This is a genomic window from Meridianimarinicoccus zhengii (genome assembly GCF_003254465.1).
Classification (GTDB): domain Bacteria; phylum Pseudomonadota; class Alphaproteobacteria; order Rhodobacterales; family Rhodobacteraceae; genus Meridianimarinicoccus; species Meridianimarinicoccus zhengii.
This window is the reverse complement of sequence record NZ_QDFI01000103.1, coordinates 1-13,179: the sequence shown is the minus strand read 5'-3', so window position 1 is coordinate 13,179 and position 13,179 is coordinate 1. Positions and strand designations below refer to the sequence as shown.

At 65.4% G+C, this 13,179-nt stretch carries 7 protein-coding genes; 2 read left to right on the top strand and 5 right to left on the bottom strand.

Translation table 11 applies throughout. From position 1 onward, the window contains the following. On the bottom strand, positions 1–1,478 hold a 1,478-nt coding region (locus DDE13_RS20505; protein WP_111406086.1), incomplete at its 3' end, for an N-acyl-D-amino-acid deacylase family protein. Between the two features lie 129 nt (positions 1,479–1,607). Here DDE13_RS20505 and DDE13_RS20500 point away from each other — a divergent pair. Next, a complete protein-coding gene (locus tag DDE13_RS20500; protein WP_162631132.1) occupies positions 1,608–2,480 on the top strand; it encodes a MurR/RpiR family transcriptional regulator in 873 nt (290 codons plus the stop codon). Positions 2,481–2,773: 293 nt separating this feature from the next. Here DDE13_RS20500 and DDE13_RS20490 read toward each other — a convergent pair whose 3' ends face one another. From DDE13_RS20490 to DDE13_RS20475, 4 genes are all read right to left on the bottom strand, one after another. After that, positions 2,774–3,535 carry a maleate cis-trans isomerase family protein gene (locus DDE13_RS20490; protein WP_111406084.1) on the bottom strand — a complete coding sequence of 254 codons (762 nt, stop codon included), beginning with the start codon at positions 3,533–3,535 and terminating at the stop codon, positions 2,774–2,776. Continuing rightward, positions 3,532–4,698, bottom strand: coding sequence for a M24 family metallopeptidase (locus tag DDE13_RS20485; protein WP_111406083.1), 1,167 nt, complete (start codon positions 4,696–4,698; stop codon positions 3,532–3,534). The genes DDE13_RS20490 and DDE13_RS20485 overlap by 4 nt, the downstream gene beginning before the upstream one ends. Then, complete coding sequence (locus DDE13_RS20480; RefSeq protein WP_394340315.1) at positions 4,691–5,740, bottom strand: pyridoxal-phosphate dependent enzyme; 1,050 nt, start codon at positions 5,738–5,740, stop codon at positions 4,691–4,693. Before DDE13_RS20480 ends, DDE13_RS20485 begins: the two co-directional genes overlap by 8 nt. A 191-nt stretch (positions 5,741–5,931) precedes the next feature. Then, complete coding sequence (locus DDE13_RS20475; RefSeq protein ID WP_162631131.1) at positions 5,932–9,015, bottom strand: PAS domain-containing protein; 3,084 nt, start codon at positions 9,013–9,015, stop codon at positions 5,932–5,934. A gap of 840 nt (positions 9,016–9,855) precedes the next feature. On the opposite strand from DDE13_RS20475, the gene DDE13_RS20470 reads away from it, so the two are divergent. Continuing rightward, positions 9,856–12,846 (top strand): cytochrome P460 family protein, encoded by a 2,991-nt coding sequence (locus DDE13_RS20470; RefSeq protein ID WP_162631130.1) that lies wholly within the window; start codon positions 9,856–9,858, stop codon positions 12,844–12,846. Positions 12,847–13,179 lie beyond the last annotated feature (333 nt).

Below are 13,179 nucleotides of genomic sequence, written 5' to 3'. Positions count from 1 at the left end.
GGCGGGTCGGCCGAGAGCACGCGCCCGGCGCCGGCGGCCTGCGCCGCGCCTCCGGCCCACGCGAGGCGGCCACCGACCCAGACCCGGTCGATCCCGTGGCTGGGCTGGACGGGATGGTCATAGGTTGCCGCGTCGGCGACGGTGGCGGGATCGAACAGCACGAGATCGGCGGCAAGGCCCGGTGCCAGCCGGCCGCGCCCGTGCAGGCCGAGCACATCGGCCGTGCGCCCCGTCATCTTCGCGATGGCCGTTTCCAGCGGGAACAGGGCTTCGTCGCGGGCGTAATGGCCGAGCACCCGCGGAAAGCTGCCCCACAGGCGCGGATGCGGGCGCCGGTCGCGCGGCAGCCCGTCCGATCCCACGAGCGACGGTCCGAACGCGAGGATGCGGCGCAGGTCGGCCTCGTCCATCTGGTGGTAGATCGCGCCGCCGGGCTTGAGCCGTTCCAGCGCGTCCCGCTCGGAGACGCCCCAGTCGGCGGCGATGTCCCGCAGGTCACGGCCCTCGGTCTCGGGGTGCGGGTCGGACCAGCTTATGGTCACGTTCCGGCTGTCGCGGGCGAAGGCTTCGGTCAGCACGGTGGAGGACGCCGTGTAGGGGTAGACATCGAGATCGACAGGCATGTCCTGCCGGGCTGCCGCGATCATGTCCAGCGTGGTGCGCGACAGCCCGAAGGCACCTTCGCCGCAGCACTTGTGATGCGAGATGAGCACGCGCGCCCCCGTGCGGCGCGCGATATCCAGCGTTTCGGCTACGGCGGACACGACCCCGCTGCGTTCGTCGCGCATATGCGTCGTCCAGAGCCGCCCGGCGCGGGCGACATCGCCGACCAGCGCCACGATCTCGTCCGTGGCCGCGTAGCGCGCCGTCGGATAGGCGAGCCCGGTGGACAGGCCGACCGCCCCCGCATCCAGCGCCGCGGCAAGGTCGTCGCGCATGGCGGCGATCTGGGCTGCGGTGGCGGGACGATCGAGGTCCGGACCCATCGCGCGCAGGCGCAGCACCGCGTGCCCCACCAGCGGAACGACATGCAGATCCGGCCCCGTGCTGCGCAGGGCCGCAAGGTAATCGGCGAAGGCGGGAAAGGCGAACGCCTCGGCCGTGCCGAGCAGGTCGAGCGGCGGTACAGGCGCCGCGAGGCCATCCGGCAGACCCGGAGCGAGGCTGATGCCGCAATTCCCCGTGACGACGCAGGTGACGCCCTGGCTCAGTTTGGGTGCCATCGCCCCGTGCGTCAGCGCGATCGCGTCGTCATGGGTGTGCACGTCGATGAAACCGGGCGCGAGCGCGCGGCCTCTGCCATCGACCGTTTCGACGAAACGGCCCGAAAGGCGGTCCCCGATGGCGAGAATGCGGCCGTCGCGCACCGCGAGATCACCGCGGACCGGCGGTGTGGCGTCGCCGTCGTGGATCGCAACGTCGCGGATCAGCAGGTCACCCACGAGGTCGCCGACCGTGTCCTTGCCTGCCTGATCCATCGTGCCAACCCGACCCCGTCAAGTCATGCCTTACGTCGGGGTTCAGGGTAGAAACTGATCTTTCAGTGAGTCAAGTTTCTTGAAATAATGCTTTCAGGCAGCGATCGGCGGTCGCCTGCGGGAGGCATGATGACGAAAAAGGACACCAAGGCACCGACACTTGTCGAGCGCCTGGACACGACATATGGAGCCATGACGGTCAGCGAGCGCAAGATCGCGGATACGCTGCGCGATCGCCCCGGCGAAATCGCGGTCATGACCGGCAAGGAGCTTGCGGCGCGATCCGGGGTGTCGACCGCCACTGTTTCTCGTCTGTTCCAGCGGCTGGGCTACGACTCCTACGAAGTGGCCCGGAAGGCGGCGCGCGAAATTAGGGCGTCCGGCTCAATCTTTCATCTTTTCGAGACGTCGCCAGCCGAGTCGAGCGCGCCGGAACAGCTTGTAGCCGCGCATCTTGCCGAGGAGATGCGCGCCATGGAGGCATCGTTCCATGCCCTGAACCCGGCCACGATTCGGGACATCGCCAGCGCGTTGGCAGACGCGCGGCGGATCTGGTGTGTCGGATTCCGCAACAGCCATGTCCTGTCCGAATATGCCGCGACACTTCTGTCGTCGATCCGGTCCGACGTGACCGTGCTTGCCCATGGCGGGCGCAGCCTGGCGGAGCGTGTTGCGGGCATCGAAGAGGGCGACGTCGTGCTGGTTTTCGGGATGCGCCGCCGCATGGCGTCCTTTGCAGGTCTCATGCAGGCCATCGGGGAAAGCGGCGCACGGACCGCCCTGCTCGCCGACCGGAGCCTGCGCCTGCCCGATACGGTGCGCCGCCCGGACTGGACGCTGATCTGCACGATCCAGACGGCGCAACCGATAGACTGTTTCGCGGGACCCTTCGCCATCGTGCGGATGCTCACGCTCGAAACGCTCAAGCGCGGCAATGGCGGGTCGCATGCGCGGCTGGCGCGGGTCGAACAGCTGCACAGCCTGCTCAACGAGCTTGAATAAGGGATGTGGCGGAGATCGTGATGGAACTGTGCCATGTCCGCCCGAGTGGTGCCGGTGACCGAAATCTGCCCGAGCGCGGGCCGGACAAAGCGCCTCAGGTTCCGGCAATTCTCCTTTGCCGTCCACGCCATGGTGCTGGTGGCGCCGAGCGGGTCAACGGACACTCTGATATTGGGTATGGACAAGAATTTGTGCGAGGCACCGCATGCGCTCGAACCCTTCGCGTCGTGCAATCCGGGCGCAGGACGACTCCGGTGTGTCGCATCCGTCCGAATTGCTTCGGGAGCCTGCCTTCACGCGCGGGTCACATCGCCGCGCACGAGTCGTCCCGGGCCTTTCGGCGTGACGGACGCATCAACGTGCTGGGCCATGTGCCAGGCCAGCGTCTGGTTGCTGCTGATCACGGGCAGGCCAAGGCTGACTTCGAGGTCGTCGATGAGGTCGAGCGTCCGCAGGTTCGTGCACGAGAGGAAGATTGCGTCGAGCCCGGGCGTCCGGCCGATTTCCAGCGCAGCATCGCGGATCGAGGCCGGGTCGATCCGGGCGACGCGCGCCTCGACGTCTTCCCCGAAGGACAGCGTCGCCGGGACCCTGATGCCGGCCGCTTCGAACGCCGTGCGGATCGGCGCGGACACCGAATCGATGTAGGGAGAGACGATGCCCACCGACCGGGCGTCCAGCGCGCGCAGCGCCGCCAGTGCCGCTGTCAGCGGGTCCGTGACCGCGTTCGTCGTGGTTGCGCCGTGCACAAGTGCCGCCACGCGCCCGGCCCCGATCAGCGTGGCGCCCGAGGTGCAGGCATAGCCCACGGCGTCAAATCTCGCGGCCGGTGGCAGAAGTGCGGCTGCCGCCGGCAGGGTTGTCTCCATCGTGGCGATGGTTTCGGGTGTCAGGTGGGCGCCCGAAGGGATGCGCGAGACGTGCAGCGCGATGTCCGGCTTGTCAAAGAGACGGTGGAAGTCGTGTTCGATGGTTTCGTCGACTTGCAGCACGATGAGACCGAATGTCGCGCGCGAGCCGATACGGCCGGTCAGGCGGTAGGGACGTCGGCTCATCCTGCCAATTCCGGAAGTTCGGCAGGGGCACGGGAGGAAAGAAGCTCTGCACCGCCCGCCCGCAGCACGAGATTTTCCTCATGCACCATGATCTGGCCCGGGCCGATCTCGACCCCCGGTTCCAGCGCCAGCACCATGCCTTCGCGCAGCACTGTCCCGTCCTTCGGTGTCAACGAGGGCCACTCGGTCAGGGACAGGCCCAGCCCGTGTCCCAGCCTTCCCGGCGCAGGCGTCACACCTTCGGCGTGCATTGCGCCCGTGAGGATGCGATGCATGTCGCGCGCCGTCATGCCGGGGCGGATCGCGTTAAGTGCCGCGTCGGTCGCGGCATCCAGGGCGGCATGGGCCCGGCGTGCCGGCTCGGTGGCCTTGCCGACGGCGAAGTTGCGATCGAAGTCGCAGAAATACCCGTCGCGCACCGCGCCGGTATCGAGCATCAGCACGTCACCCGCGCGCAACGCCCGGTCGTCGGCGGGTGAAATCACGTCCCCATACCCACCTGGTCCGGCGCCACCGGCCACGTAGCTCACCCAGTCCGCGCCCGCCTTCAGCAGCGCTATCTGAAAATCCCGGAACACTTCTACAAGCGATCCGCCGGGCCGGGCAAACTCCGGCACGCACGCGAAGGCGGTGTCGGCGATGCGGCAAGTAGCACGGATCTTCTCGATTTCGGCCTCCGACTTCACCTCGCGCACGCGTTGGACGACGGCGGTGGCATCGGCGAAGCGCCGCGGCGCGATGCGCTCGGTCAGCCGGGCATGGTCGGCCAGCGGCATGCGCACATGGGTTTCAGGGCCCATCGGCACACCTATTGCCCCGCGGGCAGGGACGATTTCGATGAGCGTGTCGGCCAGAAGGCTTACCCCGTCATCGACCAGGTCGGGTGCGTCCCAACTCCGGATGTCGTCCACCCATGTCCGGCCCATGAGCGTGGTGCCGATGGTCGGGATTACCGCGACCGGATCGCCCGCTGCGGGAACGACAACGAACCACGGCCGCGCGGGGCTTTCCCAGAAGCGGGTCAGGAAACCGGTGACGTAGAAGATGTCCGGCGCAGTGGTGAGCAGCAAGGCATCCAGACCCGCGTGTCCGAGTTCGCGTTGCAGGGCGCCCACGCGGCGGCGGTACTCGTCGGCCGGGAAGATCAGGGACCGGTCAGCCATCCTCCGCACCCTCGGAGATGATCGCGAGGACCCGCGCCTGCGCGCCGACCCCTGGCAGCCTGCCCAGCAACGCCGCGACACCTGCTGCACCGGACGGCGTCGTGCGAAGGCCCTCTGCCGCAAGCGCCGCGCTGGCTTCTGCCGCAGCTTCCTCCTCCACGGTCACGAACAGGTCTGCGTCACGGGCGAGACCGGCCAGTGCGATCAGCGACGGCGTCTTGCAGTCGAGCCGGCCCATCGCCGACACAGGCCCTTGCACCGTGACACAGCGCCCGGCGCGGATGCTCTCGATCAGCGCGGGTGCGGCGGCCGGTTCGACCACGACGATGAAGGGTGCATCGCCCCACACCACACGGGCATACGCGGCGACCGCGGCCGCCATGCCGCCGACCCCGGCCTGCAGCAGAATGTGGCTGGGCGGTGCGCCGATCTGCGACACGGTCTCGGCAGCGAGTTGCAGATACCCTTCCATCACGCGCCATGGCAGATCCGTGTAGCCGGGCCAGGAACTGTCGGACAGGAGTGTCCAGCCATTGGCGCGGGCACCGGCCCCGGCAGCGGCCATACTGTCCTCATAGGTCGCGCCCGCGCGAACAACTTCCGCGCCCTTGGTGCGCAGGCGTGCCGCGAAGGGCTCGGGCACCGTCTCGGCCAAGTAGACGATCGCCTGCGCCCCGAAGATCCGCGCGCCCGCCGCCAGCGAAAGACCATGATTGCCGGCGCTCGCCGTCACGTAGGTGCGGCCGCGCAGCGCCTGCGCCCAGTCTCCATCCGGCAGGGCCTGCGCGGCTTCATGCGCTATGGCGTAGGCGGCGCCCAGGGCCTTGAAGCTGCCCAGCCCCATCCGGCCCTGTTCATCCTTGAGGTGCAGCGATGCGACCCCGGCGCGCCGGGCGAGCGCGGCTGCATCGACAAGGGGCGTGGGGCTGTGGGCCGGGCAAAAGGCAAGCAGGGCAGCGACAGGCCGCGGATCGCTCGCGGGAAGTGGTGTGGTCCCGGGCAAGCCGTGGCCCCGGTATGGGTTTCGCAGAATGTCTGGCACGTTCGTTGTCCTGTTACCTCGGACGCAACCCTTGCCCGTTTGGACGCGCAATGGAAGCAAGAGGGGCCAACGTGCTGCAGGTTTCTTCGCACTTGCGTGCCTGACAGGAAGTCGCGTGGGAAGACCGTCCGTTGCGGCAAGAGGCGCCGCAAGCGGCGATAAAGGACCAGCCGATGGGGCAGGCGAGTCCATCAAGTCTGTTGGAATGCGGTGTTCCAGTGCGTTCGCGGGAAGCAGAGCGTGACCGTGGTTCCAACGTCCGGCGTGCTGTCAATCGTAGCGAAACCCCCAGATTGCCGCGCGAAACCGTAGACGAGGCTCAAGCCCAACCCCGAACCTTTGCCGAACTCCTTGGTGGTGAAAAAGGGTTCGAAGGCGCGGCGCGCAACGTCCCGGTCCATGCCGGTTCCGGTGTCGGCAACCGTGATGCAAACATACGCGCCGGGAGCCACATCGTGGGACCGTGCTTCCGCTTGGCCAAGGGTGCGGTTTGCCGTGGCAAAGGTCAGACGTCCCCCTTCGGGCATCGCATCGCGGGCGTTCACGGCAAGATTGATCAGCGCGACTTCGAGCTGTCCGGGATCCAGTCGTGCCGCGCACCCCCCGACAGTCTCTTCGATGGTTAGCTCGATCGCCCCGCCCAGCGTCCGACCAAGCAGGTTTTCTATACCCGCCACGATGCAGGCCACGTCCGTGTCCACGGGCTTGAGCGGCTGCTTGCGGGCAAAGGCCAGTAGCCGGTTGGTCAATTCGGCACCGCGTTCCGCCGCGGTCAGGCAACTACTAGCCAGCCGGTACGCTTCGGGCCGGTCCGCGAGATCATCGGCGAGGATTTCGGCACAGCCGACGATCACCGTCAGCAGATTGTTGAAGTCGTGTGCCACCCCGCCGGTCAATTGCCCGACCGCTTCCAACCGTTGTGCCTGGCGCAGTTGTTCCTGCATTTCCCGTTCGCTGGTGACGTCGATCATGCTGCCGATCATGCGCACCGCGTTGCCTGCATCGTCCCGCAGGATCGTCGCCTGATCCCGAACCACCGCATATTCGTCCGACGCGCGGCGGAACCGGTATTCGGCCGACCATCCGGGCGCGTCGCCGTCGACCGCCGTGCGCTGGATGTCGATCACGCGGTCGCGATCATCGGGATGAAGGCGGCGTGACCATGTTTCGCGGCTCAGATCCGGGGTGTTCGGATCGATGCCGAACAACCTGTAAAGACCGTCGCTTGCCCAGACCTCCTGTGTCAGAAGATCGGTATCCCAGATCACGTCACGGGTGGCATGCGCGACTGTGCGAAAACGTTCGTTTGCCCGATTGAGCGCAGTGACGTCCATTTCGGTCAGAACCGCGCGCGGATCGCCGCCGTCGAGAGAGGGGACTGACATCCGCAGCAGGTAATCCAGCCGTTCGCCTTCCAGATCGATCGTGGAGACCTCGTACCCGAACTGCCAATCGCCGCGAAGGCATGCGGCCATGGCGCGGCAGAAGGTTTCCCTTGCGTTCGCCGTGGCGATGACCATGTCCTTCTTGGCGATCAGGTCTTCTCCCGAAGTGGCGGCGAACATCTCGGCGGATGCGGAATTGGCACGCAGCGGACGGACGGCGTTGATGGCACGATCCACGAAATCAGGGTTCGCCGCGAAGTAGGCATCGAAGTCCGCCACTTGCGAGTCGCGCAGGGCACGCAGCATGGGGATTAGGTCTGTCCAGTCCTCCTCCCAGAAACCGACGGGAAGCATGTCGAAGATCGCACGGTAGTACGCTTCGCTGCGACGCAGCGTGTCGGCTTGTCGCCAGTGGTCGATGGCCAGTCCGAGCAAGCGGCCGATCCGGCCAATTACGTCCGTTTCGGTGCGAGAGGGGCTGCGTGGCGCGCCTGCATAAAGCGCGAAGGTCGCCATGACATCGCCCTGCGGATCGACCACCGGCGTCGACCAGCACGCGGCAAGGCCATGGTGCTTCGCCAGCGGCCCATGCTTGACCCAGAGCGGGTCCGATTCGATATCGTTCGAGATGATTTGCTGGGCCCGCGCCACGGCGGCGGCACAGGGCTGAATTCCTTCGCGGATCGGGATATCGTCCATGGCCGCGATATACTCTGTCGGCAGGCCATCGGCGGCAACGATGCGCAGCCGCTCGCCTTCGACGAGAGAGATCGAGGCGTACATTCCCGGAATCAGGGCACCGATTTGTTGCGCCATGCGACGCAGTATCAAATCGAGCTCGACGCCCTCGCTGATCCACCTGAGCGTGTCGGCCTCCAGGTCGCGCAGCCGAGTTTCGCTGCGCAGTTGCGTCAGATCGCGGAAGATCACGAGACAGCTTGGCCCTTTCGCCGTGTCGCCGTTCGTGATCGGCGCGACAGTGTAGTCGACAAAAAACGGCGTCCCGTTCTTGCGGAAGAAGACCTCGTCCGCGATGTGCCTTCTTTTTCCGTCCTTCAGGGTCGCGCCGATTGGACAGTTTTCGGCTGGATAGCGCATTCCGTCGGCGCAGTGATGGTGAAAGCTGCCATGGGCATCGCGCCCGGTGAGTTCGCCCTCATCGTAGCCAAGCAGGTTTTGCGCCACCGGATTGTCGAACATGATGCGCCCGTCGGCATCCAGGCCGATGATGCCTTCGCCGACATTGTCGAGAAGCGCGGCGTTGACCTGCAGTGTCTCGCGCAACTGGCGCTGGGTCTTAGTCTGTTCGGTGACGTCAAGGCCTTGCAGGAGAATGCCGCTGATCGTGCCGTCGGCTTCGCGCATGGGTTCCTGGACGAAATCCACATACCGCCGTTCGAGGGTTCCGTTTGGGCAGCTTCGCACGTCGACCGGCATCGCACGCCCGGTGAAACCTTTTCCCGTGCGGAAGACCCCGTCGAGACTGTCCGCAAGGCTTTGTGCCGACATTTCGGGCAGGGCCTCGCGCAGTGGACGGCCCATGATGTCGCGCTCGCCCAGCAGGTGCGTGAAGGCTTGGTTTGCCACGTCGACAACGTGGTCCGGCCCGCGCAGCACCGCAATGAAACCCGGTGCAGTGTCGACCAGGGTGCTCAGCCGGGCACGCTCAAGGGTGAGCTGTTCTGCCGTGCCGAACTGCGCAGTCATCTCCGAACACAGGACCAGAACGCCGCCGATGCCACCGGGGCTGGCATCGTCGTCGATGGGCGAAAAGCCGTAGTTCCAATCCGCGCGCTCGGCCCCATGGCGGCGGACGAAGGGGATGTGCTGACCTTCGAGCCAGGCGGCACCGCCCCCGGACATGACCTGCGCGACCTGCGGGCCGATCATGTTCCAGGTTTCGGCCCAGACCGCGCGTCCAGGCGCACCCAGTGCCGATCGATGCGGCTCCGACCCCATCATCCGGCTGAAAGAGTCGTTGTAGATCGAGATGCCGTCGGCCCCCCAGAAGACGGACGCCGGATGCCGCGCGGTCAGGGCAATCCGGACGGCCGTGCGCAGGGCTTGCGGCCAATGCCGTGGCGGACCAAGCGGCGTCGCGGACCAGTCGAAGGCCCGTATCCGCGCGCCCATCTCGCCACCCCCGGCCAAGAAGTTCGGAACAGCATGTGCTGTGTCCTTCTTCGCAATCCGTTCCCCGTTCATCGACTTGTCTTGCATGTCTTCGCTCATTCGATGCGTATCTTCCGGGCCGGATGTGCTGAATGTATTCGAACACGAGATCGGCAACTGGTGAGCGATTCCGACATACTATCCGCCAAGCTTGTGATCAGAAGGAGAAACGCAGCGCATTTGCAGTTTCCTGGCGAAAGGTCGGGTTGTCGATGCACAATACTGTCGGCGCGCGGCCTTTGGCGAGTGCTGCTTGCGCATGATCGGGGTAAGTCTGTCGGACCTTGTGAAATGGCCGCTTCGGAACTCGCCTCACCCGTGCGCGCGGTGTCAGCACAGCGTGTTGGCGCAACAACGCCCCTTGAAGGCATCAAAAACGCCCCAACCGACCAATCTGAGCCGAAATCGGCATGCAGGTCGAGATTGCGCCGCAGGAGCATTTGACCCCCGAGTTTCCACACAGCCTCGACCGATTTTTTCAGTTCGGGGAAAAACCTTGCGTAAATCAACCTTGACGCGCATCGTAACACTGTTTGGACGGCTCGACGGGAACGCGCCATGATCCGCCGACCGATTATCCTTTTGCTGTGTATCGGATTTCCGGTCGCCCACGCGCAGGCCCAGTCTGAAAAGGCTACCTTGCCGCTGCCGTCGGAACTGCCGCTGCTCGACTACCAGGCGACACTCTACCCCTTCATTGCGAACCGGGTCTTCGCCGAAGAAGGCTGGGTTCGGGACAAGAGCTGGCGCGATACCGGGCCGTTCGTGCTGGACACCAGCTACGGGGTCCATCCGGCCGTCCGTATCTATTATTCGCCCGAGGTGCTTGAATGGCTCGAAGGCGGACGCTCCGGTCCGGTTCCCGACGGGGCCATGGTCGTCAAGGAAATGGCCCGGCCGCCGGCGGCGCGGTACAACGAGTATCGCGCGACCCTTGTCGAGCGGTATCCGGACGACCCGTCCCGGGTCGAAGACGAGATGCTGACCTTTCTGCGCGAGGCCGGCGGATTGAACTGGACCGTGATGGTCAAGGACAGCACCTTGTCCCATGGCGGATGGTTCTTTGCATCCGTCGGCCAATCCGCCGAGATCGACAGCTTCGATGCGCCCTTTGCGCCAGCCTCGGGGCAGGCCGCCGACGGGATGTGCATGCGCTGCCATGCATCTGCCGCCGAGGAGCTGATCTTCTCGGCGCTCGAGAACGTCGAGGGCTATCCCGGAGAACCGCTGATCTTTCGCGTGGATGAAAGCTGGCGAGACATGCCCGGTTTCGCGCAGGGGCCGTTCAATCTGCCGGTTGTCCAGCGTCCGGCCATGGGCGCGTCCGAGGCCGCGCTGATCGAGGACTACGTCCACAACGACGCCGCACTGGACCGGTCCAATGCCGCCGTCCAGTCGTCTCCGGTCGCGGTCAACCCGGCCTTTGTCGCGATGTTTCCGCCCCGCGATGGCATCGCGGTGCCGCCCGATCAGGTCCAGACCCTGCCGAGCGAATGGCTCGATCACGTTCCGTCACGCCCGTACGGGCCGCAGCATTTCCTGACCTCGGACAACTGCGTCGGCTGTCACGGCGGGTTGGGCGGGCCGCCCTCCGGCACGACCATGTTTCTTCAGACCGGTCCGGATTACGGCGACGGCTACAACATTTCCGAATACGGCGAATGGCGCTGGTCGCCCATGGGGCTGGCCGGGCGCGACCCGATCTTCTTTGCTCAACTGGAAAGCGAATTCGCCCTTCTGGAACAGGCCGGGGCGGGTGATCTGACGTCGAACCTCGGCACGACCTGCCTGTCCTGCCATGGCGCCATGGGCCAGCGGCAGCTTCAGATCGATGCCCATGCGAACCCCGATGCCGGTCTCGACCCGAACGATTTCAAGCCAGCCTACACGAACCTGCACGCCCCCCTGACCGCAGCCGAGGAAGCCGCGCAGAAGGCGGACGGGACCTACGACTATCACCAGTACGGCAATCTTGCCCGCGAAGGGATATCCTGCGCGGTCTGCCATCATATCGCCCCGCCGGAACGGGCCGAGGGCCAGCCGGAGTACAACCGGCTCGACACCTATCTCATGAACGGCACGACGGGAGTTTTCCGTCTGACCGATGCCGACCGGCTGATCGGTCCCTACCCGGACGTGCGCATGCGCCCGATGCAGAACGCCATGGGGATCACGCCGGTTCAGGACGACTACATAAAGGACAGCGAGCTTTGCGGCGCCTGCCACACGATCAACCTGCCCAATGTCGATGCCAATCGCGATGAACCGCTTGAGGGCTATAGCGAAGCGGATCAGGCGGTTTTCAACCAGGCGGCCGTCAACGCCGCGGAATTTCTGGGGGCGGAATACGGGGTCAGCTATCCGCAGCCGCTGACCGAGTTCCAGCATTCCGTGGAGCAGGCGACCTATCTCGAGTGGGTCAACAGCCGCTACTCCGAGGAGGGCACCGCGCAATCCTGCCAGGATTGCCACATGAAGGGCAGCTTCCGCAGCGCGGACGGAAGCATCGCCCTTGACAGCCTGACCACACAGATCGCCACGATTCAGGACACCAACCTGCCCGCGGTTGCCAACCTGCTGCCACAGGACGATGTGACAGTTCCGTTCCGCGAAGGGTACAGACGGCACAGCTTCGTCGGCCTGAATGCCTTCATGGTCGAAATGATGCGGCAGTTCAGCGCCGAGATGGGCATGGGTCTGACCGACCCGATGACCTACGCCACAAACGGCGCGCAGTTGTCGATCGATACCATGGCCTATCAGGCCGCCAACGAGACCGCGGATGTGTCCGTCCACCTCTCAACCGGCTATGGCGGGCTGGTCGCGCAGGTCGGCGTGGTCAACAGGACCGGGCATCGCCTGCCGTCCGGCGTGGGCTTCCGGCGGGCATTTCTCGAGGTGCGCGCCGTCGGTGCCGATCGTGAAACCCTGTGGTGTTCCGGCTGCACAGATGCCGCCGGTGTCATCGTCGGTCCGGGCGGGCTGCCGTTGCAAACGGAATTTCTGGACGTGAAACCGGCAGGCGCGTCCGAGGCGCTTTTCCAGCCGCATCACCGGGTCATCACCGACCAGACGCAGATCCAGATCTACGAGGAATTGACCCAGAACGCAGACCGGGAATTCACGACGAGTTTCGTGCACCGGGTCTATCACCCCAAGGACAACCGGCTCACGCCGCATGGCGCGCTGACCCCGGGAACGGATGCATTCCTTGAAAAGTTCGGCGACAGCGAGGTCACGGCAGCCTTCATGAAGGCGACGATGCCGGAGGGCGGGGCCAACACCGATCCCGATTTTCGGCCCGGGCAGGACAGCACCGAATACCGCATCCCCCTGCCGGACGGCGTGAACCCGAATGACGTGACCGTAACTGCCACGCTCTTTTATCAGGCGATCCCGCCCTATTATCTGAAGCAGCGATTTGAGACCGCGCCCGACGGGGCGGCGACCCAGCGGCTCTACTACCTTGCAAGCCGGCTCAGGACCGAAGGGACTCTCATCGAGAACTGGAAGCTCAAGATCGCGGCGGTTTCATCCGCCCTCCAATAGCACGATCGGCGGCCAACAAACGCTGATTTCCGTCCGCCGACCGACATCCGATCGCAGATATGCTGCATGAGGCACGAATGGCCGGACTCGTGAGCTTGCAGGGCGTCATTGGGTCGAGCATTTAGAGCGTGTCGCCTCAGATCGGATTCTGGATTCCCATAGCGGTTATCCTGTGATTCCATGCCTTGTAGGCAACTATGGGGGTCAGGGATGGGTAAACCGCATCCTGTTGAGCTGCGTGAACGTGCCGTGCAGATTGTCGCGCAGGGCCACACGCACACCGAGGCGGCGCGGCGACTTTGCGTTTCGATCAAGTTCGTCAACGACATGGTG

Excerpts from the sequence above, each read along its gene's own strand:
- DDE13_RS20490 (WP_111406084.1), bottom strand. The coding sequence starts at position 3,535 with ATGAGCCGACGTCCCTACCGCCTGACCGGCCGTATCGGCTCGCGCGCG.
- DDE13_RS20470 (WP_162631130.1), top strand. The coding sequence starts at position 9,856 with ATGATCCGCCGACCGATTATCCTTTTGCTGTGTATCGGATTTCCGGTC.
- DDE13_RS20500 (WP_162631132.1), top strand. The coding sequence starts at position 1,608 with ATGACGAAAAAGGACACCAAGGCACCGACACTTGTCGAGCGCCTGGAC.
- DDE13_RS20485 (WP_111406083.1), bottom strand. The coding sequence starts at position 4,698 with ATGGCTGACCGGTCCCTGATCTTCCCGGCCGACGAGTACCGCCGCCGC.
- DDE13_RS20475 (WP_162631131.1), bottom strand. The coding sequence starts at position 9,015 with ATGATCGGCCCGCAGGTCGCGCAGGTCATGTCCGGGGGCGGTGCCGCC.